The following is a 24,092-nucleotide window of genomic DNA, read 5'->3' as shown; positions in this document are numbered from 1 at the left end:
AATGGGCAACGAGGAGAGGCTGCTCGAATACCTCAGGCGGACCACCGCCGACCTGCGGGAGGCGAAGAGACGGCTCGCCGAGCTGGAACACCGGACCTCCGGCGAACCCGTCGCGATCGTCGGGATGGCGTGCCGCTACCCGCACGGCGTGGACTCGCCGGAGGACCTGTGGAACCTGGTCGTCGACGAGGTCGACGCGACATCGGCGTTCCCCGCCGACCGCGGCTGGCCGGAGGACCTGTACGACCCGGAACCCGGCAAACCCGGCAAGGCGTACACCCGTGAGGGTGCGTTCCTGTACGACGCGGGTGACTTCGACGCGGCCTTCTTCGGCATCTCGCCCCGTGAGGCCCTGGCGATGGACCCCCAGCAGCGGCTGCTGCTGGAGACCACCTGGGAGGCGTTCGAACGGGCCGGCATCGACCCGGGGACGCTGAAGGGCAGCGCCACGGGCGTGTTCACCGGGATGATGTACCACGACTACGCCGACGCGCAGGGCACCGGTTCCGTCGCCTCGGGCCGGGTGTCATACGTCTTCGGCTTCGAGGGCCCCTGCGTGACGGTGGACACGGCCTGCTCGTCGTCCCTCGTCGCGGTGCACCTCGCCGCGCAGTCCCTGCGCGCGGGGGAGAGCACGCTGGCCCTCGCGTCCGGCGTGTGCCTGATGGCGAGCCCGGACGCCTTCGTCGAGTTCAGCAAGCAGCGGGCGCTCTCCCCGGACGGCCGGTGCCGGTCGTACGCGGCGGCCGCGGACGGGACCGGCTGGGGCGAGGGCTGCGGCGTGCTGCTGCTGGAGCGGCTGTCGGACGCGCGGGCGAACGGCCACCCCGTGCTGGCCGTGCTGCGCGCGACGGCGACGAACCAGGACGGCGCGAGCAGCGGGCTGACCGCGCCCAACGGGCCGTCGCAGCAGCGGCTCATCCGCCGGGCGCTGGAGCACGCCGGGCTGTCGCCCGCGGACGTGGACGCGGTGGAGGGCCACGGCACCGGCACCAAGCTCGGCGACCCCATCGAGGCCCAGGCGATCATCGCGACGTACGGCCAGAACCGTCCCGACGACCGGCCGCTGTGGCTGGGCTCCCTCAAGTCGAACCTGGGGCACACCCAGTCGGCGGCCGGCGTGGGCGGGGTCATCAAGATGGTGCAGGCGATCCGGCACGGGCTGCTGCCGAGGACTCTGCATGTGGACGCGCCCACCCCGAACGTCGACTGGTCGGCGGGCAACGTCCGGCTGCTGACCGAGGCGACGCCCTGGCCCGAGGTCGACCGGCCGCGGCGTGCCGCGGTGTCGTCGTTCGGCGTCAGCGGCACCAACGCCCACGTGATCATCGAACAGGCGGCCGGCTCCCCGGCCGCTTCCGATAGCGAGACCCCGGGCGAGCCCACATCGGACTCCCCGGCGGAGGCCGGCGCGTTCCCGGTGACGTCGTGGATCCTGTCGGCCAAGAGCCCGGAGGCGCTGCGCGCCCAGGCCGGGCAGCTCCGGTCCCACCTGGACGCCCGCCCGGAGCTGGAGGCGGCGGACGTCGCGCACTCGCTCGCGACGGCCCGCGCCCGCTTCGAGCACCGGGCCGTCGTCCTCGGCGGCGACCGGGACGAACTGGTCGCGGGCCTCGCGGCGCTCGCCGCCGGCCAGAACGACGCCAAGGTGGTCACCGGTGCCGCGCCGGTGACCCGCCGTCCCGTCTTCGTCTTCCCCGGTCAGGGGTCGCAGTGGGCGGGGATGGCGGCGGACCTGCTCGACCAGGCGCCCGCGTTCGCCGACCGGATGGCGGCCTGCGCGCGGGCGCTGGAGCCGTTCGTCGACTGGGACCTGTTCGCCGTGCTGCGGCGCGAGCCCGGGGCGCCGGGCTTCGACCGGGTCGACGTCGTGCAGCCCGTGCTGTGGGCCGTCATGGTGTCCCTGGCCGAGCTGTGGCGCGCCAACGGGGTCGTCCCCGAGGCCGTCGTCGGCCACTCGCAGGGCGAGATCGCCGCGGCCGTCGTGGCGGGCGCGCTGTCCCTGGAGGACGGGGCGCGGGTGGTCGCGCTGCGCAGCCGGCTGATCGGCGAGGAGCTCGCCGGACAGGGCGGCATGATGTCCGTCCCGCTCGGCGCGGAGGCCGCCACCGCCCGCATCGAGCGCTGGGGCGGGCGGCTGTGCCTGGCCGCGGTCAACGGCCCGGGCTCCGTGGTGGTCTGCGGAGACCCCGAGGCGCTGGCCGAACTGTTCACCGAACTGACCGGCGAGGGCCTGCGGGCCAAGAACATCCCGGTCGACTACGCGTCCCACTCCCAGTACGTCGAGGCCATCCGCGAGCGGCTCATCGAGATCCTCGCGCCGGTGACCCCCCGGCCCGCGTCGGTCGCGTTCTACTCCACGGTGACCGGCGACCTCGCCGACACCACCGCCTTCGGCGCGGAGTACTGGTACACCAACCTCCGCGAGACCGTGCGGTTCGACGAGGCCACCCGGGCACTGCTGCGGGACGGCTTCGACCTGTGGGTCGAGTGCAGCCCGCACCCGGTGCTGCGGCACGGCGTGGAGGCCACCTTCGAGGCCGAGGAGGCCGACGCCGCGGTGGTCGGGTCGCTGCTCCGCGACCAGGGCGACCTCACCCGGTTCCTGACCTCGCTCGCGAACGCGCACGTCTGCGGGGCGAAGGTCGACTGGACCGCCGGACGGCCCGCCGCGCGCGTGGTCGACCTGCCGACGTACGCGTTCCAGCGCGAGCGCTACTGGCAGAACCCGGAGTCGGCCGTCGAGGTGGCCGCCCTGGGCCAGGAGCCCATCGACCACCCGCTGCTGCGCGCCGCCGTCGCTCTCGCCGACGGCGACGGGCACCTGTTCACCGGGCGGGTCTCGTTGAAGACCCACCCCTGGCTGGCCGACCACGACGCGCTCGGCACGGTGCTCGTGCCGGGCACCGGCTTCGTCGACCTGGCGCTGACCGCGGGCCAGGAGGCCGGCTGCCCGGTGCTCGAAGAGCTCACCATCCAGGCGCCGCTGATCCTGGCGGACGACGAGAGCGTGCTGGTTCAGGTCGCGGTCGGGCCCGCCGACGAGTCCGGCGCCCGCCCGGTCGCCGTCCACTCGCGCCGGGACGACGACCCCGACGGCCCGTGGACGTGTCACGCGTCCGGCGCACTGCGCGACGATGCCGAGACCCCGTACGGCGCCGACCTCGCGGTCTGGCCGCCGCGCGACGCGACCGCGATCGCGCTCGACGGCGCGTACGACCGGCTCCTCGAGCGCGGGTACGCCTACGGCCCGGTGTTCCAGGGCCTGCGGGCGGCCTGGCGGCGCGGCGACGAACTGTTCGCGGAGGTGCGGCTCCCCGAGGAGGCCCACGCCGACGCCGAGCGGTTCGCGGTGCACCCGGCCGCCCTGGACGCCGCCCTGCACACGGCCCTGGTGACCGGGTCGGGCGACACCGTTCTGCCGTTCGCCTGGACCGGCGTCACGCTGCACGCGGTCGGCGCCACCGAACTGCGGGTGCGGCTGACGCCGGAGGGGCCGGACGCGGTGCGCCTGGAGGCGGCCGACGCCGCGGGCCGTCCGGTGCTGACCGTGGCGGGGCTGGTCAGCCGGCCGGTCTCCGCCGAGCAGCTGGCTCCGGCGGCGGAGACGAAGGCGCTCTCGCCGTACCGGATCGTCTGGCGGCCGGTCTCCGCACCCGCCGATGCACCCGCGAAGGGCGCCGAGGTCGCCGTCTATCACTGCCCGGTCCTGTCCGGCGGTGGTGTGCCGGGCGATGCGCGGGAGACCGTCCGGCAGGTGCTCGCCGCGCTGCGCGACCGGCTCGCCGACGAGCGGGCCGCGACCGGCCCGCTGGTGCTGGTCACCCGGGGAGCCGTGACCGTGGACGGCGGTCCCGTCGATCTGGCGCAGGCGCCCGTGTGGGGCCTGGTCCGGGCGGCGCAGGCCGAGAACCCCGGCGCGTTCGTGCTGGTCGACACCGATGATCCCGATGTCGGCCCCGAGACGTTGGCCCGCGCCGCCGCCACGGGCGAGCCCGAGCTCGCCCTGCGCGACGGCGAGCTCTTCGTGCCACGCCTGGCGGTCGTCCCGGAGAAGGACGGCACGGTGGACGGCACGGCGGACGGCGGGGCGCTCGACGCTCCGGTGCCCGGCGGACGGGTGCTCGACCGGGACGGAACGGTGCTGATCACGGGTGGCACCGGTGGCCTGGGCGGGCGCGTGGCCCGGCACCTCGTCACCGCGTACGGCGTGCGCCACCTGGTGCTGACGAGCCGCCGGGGCGACGCCGCGCCCGGCGCCGCGGAGCTTCGCGAGGAGCTGACCGGCCTGGGGGCCGACGTCGTCATCGCGGCCTGCGACGTGGCCGACCGGGCCGCGCTCGCGGCCGTCATCGACGCGATTCCGGCCGGGCACCCGCTCACCGGCGTCGTGCACACCGCGGGCGTGCTCTCCGACGGGGTGCTCGCCACCCTCACGCCGGACGACTTCGAGGCCGTGCTGCGGCCCAAGGCCGACGCCGCCTGGCACCTGCACGAGCTGACCGAGCACCTCGACCTGGCCGTCTTCGCCCTGTTCTCCTCGGTCGCCGGCACCATCGGCGCCGCCGGGCAGGCCAACTACGCCACGGCGAACGCGTTCCTCGACGCGCTCGCCGCCCACCGGCGCGCCTCGGGCCTGCCGGCGACCTCGATGGCCTGGGGCCCGTGGACCGGGGTCGGCATGGCCGACGCGCTCGACGAGCAGCACGCGCGGAGACTGCGGCGCGACGGGCTTCCGCCGCTCACCCCCGAGCAGGGACTGATCCTGTTCGACGCCGCGCTCGCCGCCGGGGACGCCCACCTCGCCCTGGTCCGCCTGGAGGCGGCCGGGCTGCGCGCCCAGGCGTCCGCGGACGCGCTGCCCACCGTGCTCGGCGACCTGGTACGGCGGCCGCCGCGCCGGGCCGCGCGCGACACCGGGACGGCCGACGGCTCGCTCGCCGACCGGCTGGCCGGCCTCGGGGCCGACGAGATCGGCCGTACGCTGCTCGATCTGGTGCGGACCTGCGTCGCGGACGTGCTCCGGCACTCGTCGGCCGACGCGATCGAGCCGGACCGGGCCTTCAAGGAGCTGGGCTTCGACTCGCTGACCGCGCTGGAGATGCGCAACCGGCTCAACGCGGCCACCGGTCTCCGGCTCCCCGCGACGATGATCTTCGACTATCCGACGAGCCGCGCCGCGGCGAACCGCCTGGCCGAACTGCTCGCCCCGGCGGCCGCGTCCGCCGCCGTCCCTGCGCCCGCATCGGGGACCGCGCCGGGTGCGGACGAGCCGATCGCGATCATCGGCATGGCCTGCCGGTATCCCGGCGGGGTGGCCTCGCCGGAGGACCTGTGGCGGCTGGTCGCCGACGGCGTGGACGCGATCTCCGAGTTCCCCGCCGACCGCGGCTGGGACGTCGACGCGCTGTACGACCCCGAGCGCGGCACGCCGGGCAAGGTGTACGCGCAGGGCGGCGGCTTCCTGTACGACGGAGCCGAGTTCGACGCCGGATTCTTCGGGATCTCCCCGAACGAGGCGCTGACGATGGACCCGCAGCAGCGGCTGCTGCTGGAGACCTCCTGGGAGGCGATCGAGCGGGCCGGAATCGACCCGGGCTCGCTGCGGGGGTCGGCGACCGGGGTGTTCGCCGGGATGATGTACCACGACTACGCCGCGAACAGCAGCACCGGATCGATCGCCTCGGGCCGGGTGTCGTACGTCTTCGGGTTCGAGGGCCCGTCGGTCACGGTCGACACCGCGTGTTCGTCGTCGCTGGTCGCGCTGCACCTGGCGGCCCAGTCGGTGCGGTCGGGGGAGTGCTCCCTCGCCCTCGCCGGCGGAGTGACGCTGATGGCCACCCCGGAGATGCTGGTGGACTTCAGCGAGCAGCAGGGCCTGTCGCCGGACGGCCGCTGCCGCGCGTACGGCGCGGGCGCGGACGGCACCTCACTGGGCGAAGGCGTCGGCGTGCTGCTGGTGGAGCGGTTGTCGGACGCGCGCCGGCTCGGGCACCGGGTGCTCGCGGTGGTGCGGGGTTCGGCGGTGAACCAGGACGGTGCGTCGAATGGCCTGACGGCGCCGAACGGTCCGTCGCAGGAGCGGGTGATCCGCCAGGCGCTGGCCAACGCCCGCTTGTCGGTGCAGGACGTGGACGCGGTCGAGGGTCACGGGACCGGTACGACGCTGGGTGACCCGATCGAGGCGCAGGCGGTGCTTGCCACCTACGGGCAGGAGCGTCCGGAGGAGCGGCCGTTGTGGCTGGGGTCGCTGAAGTCGAACATCGGGCACGCCCAGGCGGCTGCCGGTGTGGGCGGTGTCATCAAGATGGTGGAGGCGATCCGGCACGGGGTGCTGCCCAAGACGCTGCATGTGGACGAGCCGTCTCCGCACATCGAGTGGTCGGCCGGTCAGGTTCAGTTGCTGACCGAGGCGATGCCGTGGCCGGAGGTGGACCGTCCCCGCCGGGCGGGTGTGTCGTCGTTCGGCATCAGCGGGACCAACGCCCACGTGATCATCGAGCAGGCCCCCGCCGACCTCGCCGCCGATGTCAGCTCCGCCGAGGCTCCCGCCCCGGCCCTGCTCGTCGGCACCGTCGATCCGGCCTCGGCCGAGGTGGCCGACGCCACCGCCCTGGTCCTGGCCGAGAGCGGGCAGCCCGCCGATGCCGCAGCCGATTCGCAGTCGGACGGAAGCGCGGCCGAGCCCGGAACTCCGGTCGCTCCGGTGGCGTGGGTGCTGTCGGGGAAGACGGCGGACGCGCTGGCCGGGCAGGCGGCGCGGGTGCTGTCCTTCGTGCAGGACCGCCCCTCCCTGAGCGTCGCGGATGTCGGGTTCTCGCTGGCGACGACGCGGGCGGCGTTCGAGCGTCGGGCGGTGGTCACGGGTGCCGACCGGGCCGCCCTGCTGGCGGGGCTGGCGGCGGTGGCGGAGGGCCGTACCGCTCCTGGGGTGGTGCAGGGCGTCGCCCGCTCCGCCGGGAAGGTGGGTGTGTTGTTCACCGGTCAGGGCGCCCAGCGGCTCGGCATGGGCCGGGACCTGCACGCGGCGTTCCCGGTGTTCGCGCAGGCGTTCGACGCGGTTGTCGCCGAGTTGGACGCGCATCTGGATCGGCCGTTGCGTGAGGTGATCTGGGGCGCCGACGCCGAGACGGTCGACCAGACCGCGTACGCGCAGGCCGGGTTGTTCGCCGTCGAGGTGGCGCTGTTCCGGCTGATCTCCTCGTGGGGGGTGCGGCCGGACTACCTGGCCGGGCACTCCGTGGGTGAGCTGGCCGCCGCGCACGTCGCCGGGATGCTGTCGCTTCCGGATGCGTGCCGCCTGGTGGCGGCGCGGGGCCGGCTGATGCAGGCCCTGCCGACGGGTGGGGCGATGGTCGCGATTCAGGCCACCGAAGACGAGGTGTTACCTCTGCTGACGGATGGGGTGGACATCGCCGCGGTCAACGGCCCCCGCGCGGTGGTCGTGTCCGGGCAGGAAGCCCCGGTCCTTGCTCTGGCGGAGCGGTTGGCGGAGCAGGGGCGGAAGACGCGCCGGTTGCGGGTCTCCCACGCCTTCCACTCCCACCTGATGGAGCCGATGCTCGCCGACTTCCAGACGGTGGCGGAGTCCTTGGACTACGGGCCGGCGTCCATTCCGATCGTGTCCACCGTCACCGGGGGCCTGGCCGACGAGGCGTTCGGGACCCCGCAGTACTGGGTGGGGCAGGTGCGGGGCGCGGTGCGGTTCGCCGACGCGGTGACCACCCTCGCCGCCCAGGGCGTTACGCGGTTCGTGGAGCTGGGCCCGGACGCGGTGCTGACCGCGATGGCCCAGCAGACCCTCGACGAGGCAGCCGACACCGCGGTGTTCACCGCCACGATGCGGGCCGAGCGGCCCGAGCCGGGCACGGTCGTCGCCGCCCTGGGCCAGCTGCACACCGCCGGAGTTCCGGTCGACTGGCAGGCCTTCTACGCCGAGACCGGCGCCCGCCGGGTGGATCTGCCCACCTACGCCTTCCAGCGTCAGCGCTACTGGATCGACGCGGACCGGCCGAACGTGGGCCGGATGGCGGTCGACCTGCCGCCCATCGACGAGGACGCCGCCGCGGCGCTGCGGCAGCGGCTCGGCGGCCTGGCCGGGGCCGCACGGGCGCAGGCGGTGCTCGATCTGGTCCAGGAACAGGTCGCCGTGGTGCTCGGCCACTCCTCACAGGAGCCGGTCGAGGCCGACCGCGCGCTGTCCGAGCTCGGCTTCGACTCGCTGGCCGCGATCGAGCTGCGCAAGCGGCTGAGCGCGATGACCGGGCTCTCGCTGCCGTCCACCCTGGTCTTCGACTATCCGACGGGTCAGGCGATCGCCGCCTACCTGGACGGCGAGATCAGTGCCGGAGGCTCGGCGTCGCCGGTGTTCGCGGAGCTGGACGCGCTGGAGACGGCCCTGGAGAACTGCGACGTGATGGGCGACGAGTCCGGCAGGATCACCGCCCGTCTGGAGGCGCTGCTGCGCCGCTGGCAGGACTCCCGGGTGATGGGCGGCCTCGCCGCGACCGACAACGACTTCAGCTACGCCAGCGACGAGGAACTGTTCGCGGCCATCGACAGCGAACTCGGCGTCGATTCGCCGACAGTCCCTTCCAGTGGAGATTGACATGATTGACGTCGACAAACTCAGGGACTACCTGAAGCGGGCGACCGCCGATCTGAGCCGGACCAAGCGGTTGCTCCGCGACATGGAGGCCCGGCAGGGGGAGCCGATCGCGATCGTCGCGATGAGCTGCCGCTACCCGGGTGGCATCTCGTCTCCGGAGGACCTGTGGGAGCTGGTGGCGAGCGGGGGCGACGCCGTCTCGTCGTTCCCCGTCAACCGCGGCTGGGACGTGTCCGGGCTCTACGACCCGGAACCCGGCGCGCCCGGCAAGACCTACACCACCATGGGCGGCTTCCTGCACGACGCGGGCCAGTTCGACGCCGACTTCTTCAAGATCAGCCCGAGGGAGGCGCGGGAGACCGACCCGCAGCAGCGCCTGCTGCTGGAGACCACCTGGGAGCTGTTCGAACGCGCCGGGATCGACGCGGCGACGCTGCGCGGCAGCCGTACCGGTGTCTTCACCGGCATCGTCTACCACGACTACGCGCCGGGCGGCGGCGCCGGCGGGCTGGCCAGCGTGGCGTCCGGCCGGATCGCCTACAGCTTCGGCCTGGAGGGCCCGGCGGTCACGGTCGACACGGCCTGCTCGTCCTCCCTCGTGGCGCTGCACTGGGCGATCCAGGCGCTGCGGACCGGTGAGTGCACGATGGCCGTCGTCGGCGGCGCGACGGTCATGGCCGCGCCGGACTCGTTCGTCGGGTTCAGCCAGGAGCGGGGGCTCGCGGCCGACGGCCGGTGCAAGTCGTTCGCGGCCGCGGCGGACGGCACGGCCTGGGGGGAGGGCGTCGGCCTGCTGCTGGTCGAACGTCTCGTGGACGCCCAGCGCAACGGTCACCCGATCCTCGCGGTCGTCCGCGGCAGCGCGGTCAACTCCGACGGCGCGAGCAACGGCCTGACCGCCCCGAACGGGCCGTCCCAGCAACGGCTCATCCAGCAGGCGCTCGCCAGCGCACAGCTGTCCGCCCAGGACGTCGACGTGGTCGAGGGCCACGGCACCGGGACGACGCTCGGCGACCCGATCGAGGCGCAGGCGATCATCGCGACGTACGGCCGGAACCGCCCGGCCGACCGGCCGCTCTGGCTGGGGTCGCTGAAGTCGAACATCGCCCACACCCAGGCGGCGGCGGGCGTGGCCGGGATCATCAAGATGGTCATGGCGCTACGTCAGGGCGTCCTGCCCAAGACGCTGCACGTCGACGAGCCCTCGCCGAACGTGGACTGGTCGGCCGGCGCCGTCCGCCTGCTGGCCGAGCCGGTCCCCTGGCCCGCCGTCTCCGGGCGCCCGCGCCGCGCGGGGATCTCCTCGTTCGGGCTCAGCGGCACCAACGCACACGTGATCGTCGAGGAGCCGCCGGCGACCGAGGAGGACCCGCAGGCCTTCTCGCGCCCGCCCGCCTCGACGGTGCCGGTCCTGCCGGTGCTGCTCTCCGCGCACACCGGTGCGGCGCTGCCCGCGCAGGCCGTACGGCTGCTGACCCACCTGGACGCCAGGCCGGAGCTGTCACTGCCCGACATCGGGTTCACCTCGGCGACCGCGCGGGCGGCGCTGCCGCACCGCGCGGTGCTGGTCGCGGCCGACCGCGAGGACCTGCGGCGCGGCCTGACCGCCCTGGTGTACGGCGAGGACGGCCCCGATGTGCTGCGCGGCGTGGCGCAGCCCCGCGGCGGGACGGCGTTCCTGTTCACCGGCCAGGGGGCGCAGCGGCCGGGGATGGGCAAGGAGCTGCACGCCGCGTTCCCCGCGTTCGCGGAGGCGTTCGAAGAGGTCGCCGCCGAGCTGGACGTCCACCTGGCGCGGCCCCTGCGGGAGGTGCTGTGGCACGACGACAGCGGGGCGATCGACCAGACCCTCTACACCCAGGCCGGGCTGTTCGCGATCGAGGTGGCGCTGTTCCGGCTGCTGGAGGCGTGGGGGCTGCGGCCCGACTACCTGGCCGGTCACTCCGTCGGCGAGCTGGCCGCCGCGCACGCGGCGGGCGTGCTGTCGGTCGCGGACGCGGCCGAGCTCGTGGCGGCGCGCGGGCGGCTGATGCAGGCGCTGCCGGCCGGCGGGGCGATGATCAGCGTGCAGGCGAGCGAGGAGGAGATCGCGCCGCTGCTCGACGACCGGGTCGGGCTGGCCGCGATCAACGGGCCGTCCGCCGTGGTGATCTCCGGCGTCGAGGCCGCCGTGAGCGAGCTCGCCGCGCGGTTCGAGGCCAAGGGCCGCAAGATCCGGCGGCTGCGCGTGTCCCACGCGTTCCACTCGCCGCTGATGGAGCCGATGCTCGCCGAGCTGCGCACCGTGGCCCAGGGGCTCACCTACCACCCGCCGCGGGTCCCGCTCGTCTCGACGGTCACCGGCGGGCCGGTCGGCGCCGCCGAGCTGGCCAACGCCGACTACTGGCTCCGCAACGCCCGCCAGACCGTGCGCTTCCACGAGGCCGTGCGGTGGCTGGCGGACGGCGGCGTCACCACCTTCCTCGAACTCGGCCCCGCCGCCGTGCTCACCGCGCTGGCCGCCGACGGCGCGCCCGGCGAGGACCGCGCGTACGTGCCGCTGCTGCGCGGGTCCTCCCGCAGCGCCGGCGAGGCACACGACGTCGTCTCGGCGCTGGGCGCCCTGCACGTGCGCGGCCGTACGATCGACTGGCGGGCGTTCTACGAGGGCACCGGCGGCACCCGGACCGACCTTCCCACGTACGCCTTCCAGCGCAAGCAGTACTGGCGGGAGACCCCGGCCCTGCCGGACGCCGACCTGGACGCGTGGCGCTACACGATCGACTGGCACGCGGTGCAGGCCGGCGGCTCCGCGCCGACCGGCGCCTGGCTGGTCGCCGTACCCGGGGGAGAGATCGGGGACGGCGCCCGCGAGGCGGTCGCGACGCTGACGGCCGGGCTCGCCGGCCGGGGCGCGACGGTCGAGGTGCTGGAGGCCGGCGACGACCGCGCCGCGACGGCCGACGCCGTCCGCCGGGCCCTCACCGGTGGGACGCCCCTCGCGGGGGTGCTGTCCCTGCTGGCCTTCGACGAGCGCCCGCATCCCCGGCACGCATCGTTGCCCGCCGGCACCGCCGCGACCCTCACGCTCGTGCAGGCGCTCGGCGACGCCGGAGTGACCGCGCCGCTGTGGTGCGCGACCAGGCGGGGAGTGAGCACGGACGCCGCGGACGCGCCGCCGAGCCCCGGCCAGGCGACGGTCTGGGGCCTCGGCATCGGTGTCGCCCTGGACCACCCCGAGCGCTGGGGCGGCCTGGTCGACCTGCCCGAGAGGATCGACGACGCGTCCGTCGACTGCCTCGCCGCCGTCCTGTCCGGGGCCACCGGGGAGGACCAGGTCGCGGTCAGGTCCGGACGGATCCTCGGCCGGCGCATGGTGCGGGCCGGTCTCGGCGGCGCCGCACCCGCGCGGTCGTGGCGGCCGCGCGGCACCGTCCTCGTCACCGGCGGCACCGGCGGGCTGGGCGCGCACGTGGCGCGCTGGCTCGCGGAGCGCGGCGCCGAGCACATCGTGCTGGCCGGCCGCAGGGGCGAGGCCACCCCCGGGGCGGCCGAGCTCGCCAAGGAGCTGAGCGCCCGGGGAACGCGGGTGAGCGTCGTCGCCTGCGACGTCGCCCAGCGGGACGCCGTACGCGAACTGCTGGACAACCTGCCCGCCGAGCCGCCGCTCACCGCCGTCGTGCACGCCGCCGGGGTCCTGCAGCGGATCGCGTCGCCGGCCGACCTCAGCGTCGAGGAGTTCGCCGAGGTCGGCGCGGCCAAGGTGGCGGGCGCGCGGCACCTCGACGAGCTGCTCGCCGACCGTCCGCTCGACGCGTTCGTGCTGTTCTCGTCGGGCGCGGCCATCTGGGGCAGCGGCGGGCAGACCGCCTACGCCAGCGCCAACGCCTACCTGGACGCGCTCGCGCGCGACCGGCGGGCCCGCGGCCTGACAGCCACCTCCATCGCCTGGGGCCCCTGGGAGAGCGGCATGGTCGACGCCGAACTCGGCGCGGTGCTGCGCCGGATCGGCACCCCGGCGATGCGGCCCGAGCGGGCCGTCAAGGCCCTCGGCCAGGCGCTCGACCACGACGACACCGAGATCGTGATCGCCGACTTCGACTGGCCGCGCTTCGTCCCCGCCTACACCCTGGCCCGGCCGCGGCCCCTGCTGAACGCGTTGCCGCCGACCGGCGCGGACGCCGCGGCCGGTTCCGGTGCCGGCTCCGGCTTCGCCGCCGAGCCCGCCGGGCCGTCGCCCGCGTTGTCCGGCCTGCGCGAGATGAGCCCGGCCGAACAGCAGCGCACGCTGCTCGACCTGGTCCGTACGCAGGTGGCGGCGGTGCTCGGCTACGGCGACGCGACCGAGGTCGAGCCCGGCCGGTCGTTCGAGGACATGGGCTTCGACTCGGTCGCCGCGGTCGAGCTGCGCACCCGGCTGAACACCGCGACGGGGGAGAACCTGCCGAGCACGCTGGTGTTCGACCACCCCTCGCCGAAGGCCCTCACCGAGCACCTCCGCGCCACGCTGTGCGCGCCGGAGGAGCCGTCCGCGGACGCGGTGCTCGCCGACCTCAACCGGATCGGCGCGCAGGCGGGCGCGCTGCCGCCCGAGGAACGCGTACGGGTGGCCTCGCAGCTGCAGGCCCTGCTGGACGGGCTGACGTCCGCGCCGGAGGCAGCGACCACGGCCGAGCGGCTGGCCACGGCGTCGGCGGACGACCTGTTCGCCTTCATCGACTCCGAACTGATGACAGAGCACTGACCGGTACCGACCTGGCACCGACTGAGGACTAACTGGGGACTCGCTGATGGGCAACGACGAGAAGCTCCTTGAATATTTGCGCAAGGTCACGGCGGACCTGCACCAGACCCGCTCGCGCCTGCGCCAGGTGGAGGCCGATGCCACCGAACCCATCGCGATCGTCGCCATGGGCTGCCGTTACCCGGGCGGCGTCACCTCGCCCGAGGAGCTGTGGCGGCTCGTCGCCGACGAGGTCGACGCGATCAGCCCGTTCCCGGTCGACCGCGGCTGGGACCTCGACACCGAGCGCAGCTACGTCCGGGAGGGCGGCTTCGTCGCCGACGTGGCCGGCTTCGACGCCGGTTTCTTCGGCATCGCGCCCCGCGAGGCCCTCGCCATGGACCCGCAGCAGCGCCTGGTGCTGGAGGTCGCCTGGGAGACGCTGGAGCGCGCCGGGCTCGACCCCCACTCCGTACGCGGTGAGCGGGTCGGCGTGTTCGTCGGCTCCGGCATGCAGGACTACGCGGGCCTGCTGGACGCGGCGCCGGAGGTGGCCGAGGCCTACCTGGGCACGGCCACCGCGTCCGCGGTGATCTCCGGGCGGGTGGCCTACACCCTCGGCCTGGAGGGGCCGACCCTCACGGTCGACACCGCGTGCTCGTCGTCCCTGGTGGCGCTGCACCTGGCGGCGCAGGCGCTGCGCAACCGGGAGTGCGCGCTCGCGCTGGCCGGCGGCGTCATGGTCATGTCCACGCCGGGCCCGTTCATCGGGATGAGCAAGCAGAGCGGCCTCGCGCGGGACGGCCGGTGCAAGGCGTTCTCCGACAGCGCCGACGGCACCGGCTGGGCCGAGGGCGCCGGCCTGCTGCTGCTGGAGCGCCTGTCGGACGCGCAGCGCAACGGGCACCACGTGCTCGCCGTGATCCGCGGCTCCGCGGTCGGCTCCGACGGCGCCAGCAACGGTCTCACCGCGCCGAACGGCCCGGCGCAGCAGCGGGTGATCCGCGACGCGCTCGCCGGCGCCGAGCTGACCACGGCGGACGTCGACGCGGTGGAGGGCCACGGCACCGGCACCACCCTCGGCGACCCGATCGAGGCGCAGGCCCTGCTCGCCACCTACGGCAGGAACCGGCCGGCGGACCAGCCGCTGTGGCTGGGCTCCATCAAGTCCAACATCGGCCACGCGCAGGCCGCCGCCGGGGTCAGCGGCGTGATCAAGATGGTCATGGCCATGCGGCACGGCGTGCTGCCGCGCACTCTGCACGTCACCGAGCCGTCCTCACACGTGGACTGGACGGCGGGGAACGTCCGGCTGCTGACCGAGCGGCGGCCGTGGCCGGCGGGCGACCGGCCGCGCCGGGCCGGCGTCTCGTCGTTCGGGGTGAGCGGCACCAACGCCCACGTCGTGCTGGAGGAGGCGCCCCCCGCCGAGCCGGAGGCGGAGAGCGTTCCGGTGAGCCCGCGCGGGTGGCCGGCCGCGACGCCCGTGCCGCTGCCGGTCTCGGCACGCGACGCCGACTCCCTGCGCGCCCAGGCGGCCCGGCTGCTGGAGCACCTGGACGAGTCGGCGGACATGTCCGTCATCGATCTCGGCTACTCCCTGGCGACGAGCCGGGCCGCGCTCGCGCACCGGGCGGTGGTGCTGGCGACCGACCGGGAGTCCGTGCTGCGTGGCCTGGCCGAGCTCAGCGCGGGCGAGCCGTCGGCGGCCATCGTGCGGGGCTCGGCGGCCGAGAGCGACACCGCCTTCCTGTTCACCGGCCAGGGCGCCCAGCGCCTGGGCATGGGCCGCGAACTGCACGCCGCCTTCCCGGTGTTCGCCGAGGCCTTCGACGCCGTCGTCGCCGAGCTGGACGCGCACCTGGACCGGCCGTTGCGTGAGGTGATCTGGGGCGAGGACGCCGACCTGGTCGACCAGACCGCGTACGCGCAGGCGGGGTTGTTCGCGGTGGAGGTGGCCCTGTTCCGCCTCGTCGAGTCGTGGGGGGTGCGGCCCGACTACCTGGTCGGGCACTCCGTGGGTGAGCTGGCCGCCGCGCACGTCGCGGGGATGCTGTCGCTCGCCGACGCGTGCCGTCTGGTGGCGGCGCGGGGCCGGCTGATGCAGGCGCTGCCGTCCGGTGGGGTGATGGTCGCGGTCGAGGCCACCGAGGACGAGGTGACTTCACTCCTGACGGACGGGGTGGACATCGCGGCGGTCAACGGGCCCCGCGCGGTGGTCGTGTCCGGGCAGGAGGGCCCGGTGCTGGCTTTGGCGGAGCGGTTGGCGGAGCAGGGGCGGAAGACGCGCCGGTTGCGGGTCTCCCACGCCTTCCACTCCCACCTGATGGAGCCGATGCTGGCCGACTTCGCCGAGGTGGCGGAGTCGCTGACCTACGGGCGGCCGTCCGTCCCGATCGTGTCGACCGTCACCGGCGCCTTCGCCGACTCGGGCTTCGGGACCGCGCGCTACTGGGTGGAGCAGGTGCGGGGCGCGGTGCGGTTCGCCGACGCCGTCAGCACCCTCGCCGCCCAGGGCGTGACCCGGTTCGTCGAGCTCGGCCCCGACGCGGTGCTCACCGCGATGGCCCGGCAGACCACCGGAACCGGCACGCTCCTCCCGACCCTCCGCAAGGACCGGCCGGAGCCCGCCGCCATGGTCGCCGCCCTCGCCGGGCTGCACACGAGCGGCCTTCCCGTCGACTGGCGGGCCGTCTTCGCCGGGAGCGGCGCCACGCGGGCGGACCTGCCGACGTACGCGTTCCAGCGGCGCAGATACTGGGTGGAGGCCGCTCCGACCGCCGACGTGGCGGCCGCCGGGCTGGACGCCCCGGGGCACCCGCTGCTGGGCGCGGTCGTCCAGATGCCCGACTCCGGGGAGGTCGTCCTCACCGGCCGCCTGTCCACCCGCGCGCAGCCATGGCTCGCCGACCACCGCGTCATGGGCCGGGTCCTGGTGCCCGGGACGGCGTTCGTCGAACTGGCGATCCGCGCCGGTGACCAGGTCGGCTGCGCCGTGCTCGACGAGCTGACCCTGCACGCGCCGCTGGCGCTGCCGGAGGCGGACTCCGTGCATCGCGGCGTCCGGATCCAGGTGGTGCTCGGCCCGCAGGACGCCGCGTCCCCCCTGCGCACGGTGGCGATCTACTCCCGCCTCGACGAGCCGGGCACGGACCTGCCGTGGACCCTGCACGCCGAAGGCGTGCTGACCGCAGGGGTCGCCCCCGCCGAGGACGTGCCGGCCGAGTGGCCGCCGCCCGGGGCCGTCCCGGTCGACCTCGGCGACCTGTACGGCGACCTCGCCGAAGCCGGCCTCGGCTACGGCCCGGTCTTCCAGGGACTGCGGGCCGTCTGGCGCTCCGGCGACGAGGTGTTCGCCGAGGTCGCGCTGCCCGAGCAGGCGGCGTCGTCCGCCGCCGACTTCGGCATCCACCCGGCCCTGTTGGACGCCTGCCTGCACACCGCGGCCTTCGCCGGGCTGTTCGAGCAGCAGGCCGTCGTGCCGTTCGCGTGGTCACGGGTCGCCCTGCACGCCGCCGGCGCGCCCGCCGTCCGCGTACGGCTGACCCCGGCCGGCGCCGGGACGGTGACGCTGGACGTCGCCGACACGGGCGGACGGCCGGTGCTGTCGGCCGACTCGCTGACGCTGCGCCCGATCTCCGCCGAGCAGGCGTCGTCGCCGGTCCTGCCGGAGAACCTCTACCGGGTGGAGTGGTCGCCCCTCCCGCTGAACGCGGCGCGACCGTCGACGGCCGAGGTGGTCGTGGTCCGCGGTGAGCCGGGTGTGTCGGCGGACGCGGTGCGCGGGGCGACGCATGCGGTGTTGTCGGCGTTGCAGTCGTGGCCGGGGGAGGAGCGGTCGGCGGATGCGGTGCTGGCGGTGGTCACGTCGGGTGCCGTGGGGCTGCCGGGTGAGGATGTGACCGACCTGGCCGGTGCCGCCGTCTGGGGGCTGGTGCGTTCGGCGCAGTCGGAGTTGTCCGGCCGGGTGGTGCTGGTGGACACCGACGGTTCGGTGGACGTGCCGGTCGTGGTGGCGTCGGGCGAGCCGCAGGTCGTGGTCCGCGACGGGGTGATCTACGCGGCCCGCCTGGTCCGGGTGCCGACGGCGACGCCGGAGGCCGAGCCCGCCGGGTTCGGCGACGGAGCCGTCCTGGTCACCGGCGGCACCGGTGCGCTGGGCGAGCTGGTGGTCCGGCACCTGGTGGCCCGGCACGGCGTGCGCCGCCTGGTGCTGGCCAGCCGCCGCGGCCCGGAGGCGCCCGGCGCCGCCGAACTGCGCGACGAGCTCGCCGGGCTCGGCGCCGAGGTGTCGGTGGTGGCGTGTGACGTGGCCGATCGTGACGCGCTGGCCGTTTTGCTGGCCGGGGTGGATGTCTCGGCCGTGGTGCACATGGCGGGTGTGCTGGACGACGGTGTGATCGGGTCGCTGACGCCGGAGCGGGTGGATCGGGTGCTGCGTCCGAAGGTGGACGCGGCGCTGAACCTGCACGAGTTGACGCGTGATCGTGAGTTGTCGGCGTTCGTGTTGTTCTCCTCGGCGTCGGGGGTGTTCGGGACGCCGGGTCAGGGCAGCTATGCCGCGGCGAACGCGTTCCTGGACGCGCTGGCCGCACACCGCCGGGGAGGTGGCCTCACCGCCCAGTCGCTGGCCTGGGGCCCGTGGGCGGCCGGCATGGCCGGCACCCTGGAGCAGTCGCGCTTCTCCCAGGGCGGCTTCGTCCCGCTGACCGCCGACACCGGGCTGGCCGCCTTCGACGCCGCCCTCACGACCGCCGAGCCGGTACTGGCGCCGCTGACCCTGAACCTGCCCGGCCTGCGCGCCCAGGCCGAGAACCTGCCCCATCTGCTGCGCGGCGTCGTCCCCGCGGTCCGCCGGCGCAGCGCCGGCGCCGGATCCGCCGACGGCGCGCTCGCGCGGCGGCTGGCCGACCTGCCCGAGGAGGAGCGGCAGCCCATGCTGCTGCGGCTCGTGCTCGGACACGTGGCGCAGGTGCTGGGCTTCGCCTCCACCGACGCGATCGAGCCGGACCGGGCCTTCGGCGAGTTCGGCTTCGACTCGCTGTCGGCGGTGGAGTTCCGCAACGCGCTGAGCGCCGAGACCGGCCTGCGGCTGCCCGCCTCACTGGTCTTCGACTACCCGTCGCCGACCGCGCTCGCCCGCCACCTCGCCGCCGAACTCACCGGGGCGGGCCGGAAGGTCACCGCCGTACGGTCCGCCACGGACGCGACGGACGAGCCGCTGGCGATCGTGGGCATGGCCTGCCGTTATCCGGGCGGGGTGTCCTCGCCGGAGGACCTGTGGCGGCTGGTCGCCGAAGGCGTGGACGCGATCTCCGAGTTCCCCGTGAACCGCGGCTGGGACGTCGAGGAGCTCTTCGACCCCGAAGGCTCCCGACCCGGCACCAGTTATGTGAAGTCGGGTGGGTTCCTGCACGAGGCGGCGGAGTTCGACGCGGCCTTCTTCGGGATCTCGCCGAACGAGGCGCTGGTGATGGATCCGCAGCAGCGGTTGCTGCTGGAGACCTCGTGGGAGGCGATGGAGCGGGCGGGCATCGACCCGGCGTCGCTGCGGGGGTCGGCGACCGGGGTGTTCGCCGGGATGATGTACCACGACTACGCGGCGAACAGCAGCACCGGGTCGATCGCCTCGGGCCGGGTGTCGTACGTGTTCGGGTTCGAAGGCCCGTCGGTCACGGTCGACACCGCGTGTTCGTCGTCGCTGGTGGCGTTGCACCTGGCCGGGCAGGCGCTCAGGTCGGGGGAGTGCTCGCTGGCGCTGGTCGGTGGTGTGGCGGTGATGGCCACACCGGAGGCCTTCATCGAGTTCTCCCGCCAGCGGGGGCTGTCGCCCGATGGTCGCTGCCGCGCGTATGGTTCGGGCGCGAACGGCACGGCGTGGGCCGAGGGCTGTGGTGTGCTGCTGGTCGAGCGGTTGTCGGACGCGCGCCGGCTGGGACACCGGGTGCTGGCCGTCGTCCGGGGTACGGCGGTGAACCAGGACGGCGCGTCGAATGGCCTGACGGCGCCGAACGGTCCGTCGCAGGAGCGGGTGATCCGCCAGGCGCTGGCCAACGCCCGCTTGTCGGTGCAGGACGTGGACGCGGTCGAGGGTCACGGGACCGGTACGACGCTGGGTGACCCGATCGAGGCGCAGGCGGTGCTTGCCACCTACGGGCAGGAGCGTCCGGAGGACCGGCCGTTGTGGCTGGGGTCGCTGAAGTCGAACATCGGTCACGCCCAGGCCGCCGCCGGTGTCGGCGGTGTCATCAAGATGGTGCAGGCGATCCGGCACGGGGTGCTGCCCAAGACGCTGCACGTGGACGAGCCGTCTCCGCACATCGAGTGGTCGGCGGGTCAGGTCCAGCTGCTGACCGAGGCGATGCCGTGGCCGGAGGTGGACCGTCCGCGCCGCGCGGGTGTGTCGTCGTTCGGCATCAGTGGCACCAACGCCCACGTCATCATCGAGCAGGCCCCCGCCGACCTTGCCGCCGATGTCACTCTCGCCGAGGCTCCCGCTCCGGTTCCCGCCGCAGTGGTCGCGGGTGAGGTTGAGGCCCAGGCCGGTGCTCCGGTGGCGTGGGTGGTGTCGGGGAAGACAGCGGACGCGTTGGCTGGGCAGGCGGCGCGGGTGCTGTCCTTCGTGCAGGAGCGCCCCTCCCTGAGCGTCGCGGACATCGGGTTCTCGCTGGCGACGACGCGAGCGTCGTTCGAGCGGCGGGCGGTGGTCACCGGTGCCGACCGGGCCGCCCTGTTGGACGGGCTGGCTGCACTGGCGGAGGGTCGCACCGCTCCCGGGGTGGTGCAGGGCGTCGCCCGCTCCACCGGGAAGGTCGGCGTGCTGTTCACCGGTCAGGGCGCCCAGCGGCTCGGCATGGGCCAGGAACTCCACGCCACCTTCCCCGTGTTCGCCGAGGCCTTCGACGCCGTTGTCGCTGAGCTGGACGCGCACCTGGACCGGCCGTTGCGTGAGGTGATCTGGGGCTCCGACGCCGAGACGGTCGACCAGACCGCCTACGCTCAGGCCGGACTGTTCGCCGTCGAGGTCGCGCTGTTCCGTCTCCTGACGTCGTGGGGGGTGCGGCCGGACTACCTGGCCGGTCACTCCGTGGGTGAGCTGGCCGCCGCGCACGTGGCCGGGATGCTGTCGCTTCCGGATGCGTGCCGCCTGGTGGCGGCCCGGGGCCGGCTGATGCAGGCCCTCCCGTCCGGCGGTGCGATGGTCGCCGTTCAGGCCACCGAAGACGAGGTGACCCCGCTCCTGACCGACGGGGTGGACATCGCCGCGATCAACGGCCCCCGCGCGGTGGTCGTCTCAGGGCAGGAAGCCCCGGTCCTGGCTTTGGCGGAGCGGTTGGCGGAGCAGGGGAGGAAGACGCGCCGGTTGCGCGTTTCCCACGCTTTCCACTCCCACCTGATGGAGCCGATGCTCGCCGACTTCCAGAGCGTGGCGGATTCCGTGAACTACGGGTCGGCGTCGATCCCGATCGTGTCCACCGTCACCGGCGGCCTCGCCGACGAGGCGTTCGGCACCCCGCAGTACTGGGTGGGCCAGGTGCGCGGCGCGGTCCGCTTCGCCGACGCCGTCACCACCCTCGCCGCCCAGGGCGTGACCCGGTTCGTGGAGCTCGGCCCGGACGCGGTACTCACCGCCATGGCCCAGCAGACCCTCGACGAGGCAGCCGACAGCGCGATCTTCACCGCCACCATGCGGGCCGGACGCCCCGAACCCGGCACGGTCGTCGCCGCCCTCGGCCAGCTCCACACCGCCGGCGTGCCGGTCGACTGGCAGGCCTTCTACGCCGAGACCGGCGCCGCCCGCGTTGACCTGCCCACCTACGCCTTCCAGCGCGAGTCCTACTGGCTCGACACCCTCGACTACTGGAGGGAGGCATGGGCCGGGGCCTTCACAGGGGCGGCCGACATCGCTTCGGCGGGCCTGGACTCGGCGGATCACCCGCTGTTGGGCGCTGTCGTGACGTCGCCGGAGTCGGACGGCGTGGTGCTGGCCGGGCGGCTGTCCTCCCGTACGCAGGCATGGCTGACCGACCACCAGGTTCTCGGCAACGTGGTGTTCCCCGGCACCGGCTTCGTCGAGATGGCGATCCGCGCCGGTGACCAGGTCGGCTGCGAGGTGCTTGAGGAACTGACCCTGCAGGCTCCGCTGGTGCTGCCCGAAAGCGGCGTCGCGGTGCGCGTCTCCGTCGGCGCCGCCGACGAGTCGGGCCGCCGGGCGCTCAGCGTCCACTCACGGAGTGAGGACGTCGACGCCCCGTGGGTCTGCCACGCCACCGGACTGCTGGCCCCGGGCGTGACGGAGCAGCCGGCCGCGGCGTCCGAATGGCCCCCCGCGGGCGCCGTCCCGGTCGACATCGGCAGCCTGTACGCCGACCTGGCCGAGGCCGGAATCACGTACGGACCCGTCTTCCAGGGCCTGAAGACGGCCTGGCGGCGCGGTGACGACGTCTTCGCCGAGGTGGCGCTCCCCGAGTCCGTACAGGAGGAGGCCGATCGGTTCGGGATCCACCCGGCGCTGCTGGACGCGTGCCTGCACGCCATCGGGCTGACCAGCGTGATCGGCGAGGAGGCGGCGCTGCCCTTCTCGTGGGCGGGGGTCACCCTGCACGCGACCGGCGCGCAGGCGGTGCGTGTCCAGGTCACGACGGTCGGCTCGGACGCGGTGAGCATCGCCGTCGCCGACCACACCGGCGCCCCGGTCGCGTCGGTCGAGTCGCTGACCGTACGGACGATCCCGGCCGGCGGGCTCGACGCGGCCGGATCGCGCCAGGCCGCCCCGCTGTTCCAGCTCTCGTGGACGCCGATCGGCGGCGCGTCACCGGCCACCGCTCCGACCGACCCGGCCGAGGTGGTCGTGGTCCGCGGTGAGCCGGGTGTGTCGGCGGACGCGGTGCGCGGGGCGACGCATGCGGTGTTGTCGGCGTTGCAGTCGTGGCCGGGGGAGGAGTCGTCGGCGGATGCGGTGCTGGCGGTGGTCACGTCGGGTGCCGTGGGGCTGCCGGGCGAGGATGTGACCGACCTGGCCGGTGCCGCCGTCTGGGGGCTGGTGCGTACGGCGCAGTCGGAGAACCTGGGCCGGATCCTGCTGCTGGACACGGATGACTCGGTGGACCTCGCGACCGTTCTGGCGACCGGCGAGCCGCAGGTCGTGGTCCGCGACGGGGTGATCTACGCGACCCGCCTGGTCCGCGTGCCCGCCGCGACCGCTGAGACCGAGCCGGTGACGTCGTTCTCCGCCGAGGGGACGGTGCTGGTCACGGGTGGCACCGGGATGCTGGGCCGGATGGTGGCACGGCACCTGGTCGTGGAGTACGGGGTGCGTCGTCTGCTGCTGACCAGCAGGAGCGCCTCGGCCGAGAGCGCCGCCGATCTGATCGACGAGCTCGCCGGGCTCGGCGCCGAGGTGTCGGTGGCGGCGTGTGACGTGGCCGATCGTGACGCGCTGGCCGCTTTGCTGGCCGGGGTGGATGTCTCGGCCGTGGTGCACATGGCGGGTGTGCTGGACGACGGTGTGATCGGGTCGCTGACGCCGGAGCGGGTGGATCGGGTGCTGCGTCCGAAGGTGGACGCGGCGCTGAACCTGCACGAGCTGACGCGTGATCGTGAGTTGTCGGCGTTCGTGCTGTTCTCCTCGGCCTCGGGAGTGTTCGGGACGCCGGGTCAGGGCAGCTATGCCGCGGCGAACGCGTTCCTGGACGCGCTGGCCGCGCACCGCCGGGGAGGTGGCCTCGCCGCCCAGTCGCTGGCCTGGGGTCTCTGGGACGCCCAGGGCGGCATGGGTGGTGAGCTGACCGCCGTCGAGCGGCAGCGGCTGAGCCGTACCGGTGTGGAGCCGCTGTCGGCGGAGCAGGGGCTGGAACTGTTCGACGCGGCCTGCGCCTCGGACGCCGCCGCGGTGGTGCCGATCCGGCTGAACCTGACCGCGCTCGCCGCGGCCGGCTCGGAGGCGCCCGCTCTGCTGGGTGGCCTGGTCCGGCGACCGGCCCGCAGAAACGCGGCCGGACTTCCCGCGGCGGCGGCGCAACTGGTCGAGCGGCTGGCGCCGCTGTCCGAAGCGGACCGCGTGGCGGCGCTGCTGGACATCGTGCGTACGCAGGCGGCTGCCGTGCTGGGGCACGCCGGGGCGGAGGCGATCGAGCCCGATCGGGCGTTCGGTGAGCTGGGCTTCGACTCGCTGTCGGCGGTCGAGTTCCGCAACGCGCTGAACGCCCAGGTCGGGCTGCGGCTGCCGGCGTCACTGGTGTTCGACTACCCCAACGCGCTCGCGGTCGCCGAGTACATCGCGGCCGAGGTGGTCGGCGCGGACAGCAGGCGTACGGCGGTGGCGGCCACGGCGGGCTCGATCGACGAGCCGCTGGCGATCGTGGGCATGGCGTGCCGTTATCCGGGTGGGGTGTCCTCGCCGGAGGATTTGTGGCGGCTGGTGTCCGATGGTGTGGACGCGATTTCGGATTGGCCGGCTGATCGTGGCTGGGATGTGGAGGGGTTGTTCGATCCGAGTGGGGAGCGGGCGAACACCAGTTATGTGAAGTCGGGTGGGTTCCTGCACGAGGCGGCGGAGTTCGACGCGGGGTTCTTCGGGATCTCGCCGAACGAGGCGTTGGTGATGGATCCGCAGCAGCGGTTGCTGCTGGAGACCTCGTGGGAGGCGATGGAGCGGGCGGGCATCGACCCGGGGTCGCTGCGGGGGTCGTCGACCGGGGTGTTCGCCGGGATGATGTATCACGACTACGCCGCCAACGCGAACACCGGGTCGATCGCCTCGGGCCGGGTGTCGTACGTGTT

The 24,092-nt window shown here is 74.4% G+C and carries 3 protein-coding genes; all 3 read left to right on the top strand.

Annotation, left to right across the window (positions count from 1 at the left end; all coding sequences use genetic code 11):
* The first annotated feature begins 1 nt into the window (after position 1).
* On the top strand, positions 2 to 8,608 hold the full coding sequence (locus tag F5972_RS37495) for a type I polyketide synthase (RefSeq protein ID WP_191910327.1): 8,607 nt from the start codon (positions 2 to 4) through the stop codon (positions 8,606 to 8,608).
* 1 nt (position 8,609) lies between these two features.
* Entirely contained in the window at positions 8,610 to 13,331 is a 4,722-nt protein-coding gene (locus F5972_RS26930; RefSeq protein WP_150937157.1) for a type I polyketide synthase, read from the top strand.
* Positions 13,332 to 13,377: 46 nt separating this feature from the next.
* Positions 13,378 to 24,092 (top strand): type I polyketide synthase (locus F5972_RS26925; RefSeq protein ID WP_150937155.1); only part of this gene is annotated, 10,715 nt, incomplete at its 3' end.

Origin of the sequence: Microbispora cellulosiformans (genome assembly GCF_008728085.1) — a bacterium.
GTDB lineage: Bacteria > Actinomycetota > Actinomycetes > Streptosporangiales > Streptosporangiaceae > Microbispora > Microbispora amethystogenes.
The sequence above is the reverse complement of the archived record's forward strand: the minus strand, read 5'-3'. Positions and strand labels throughout refer to the sequence as shown.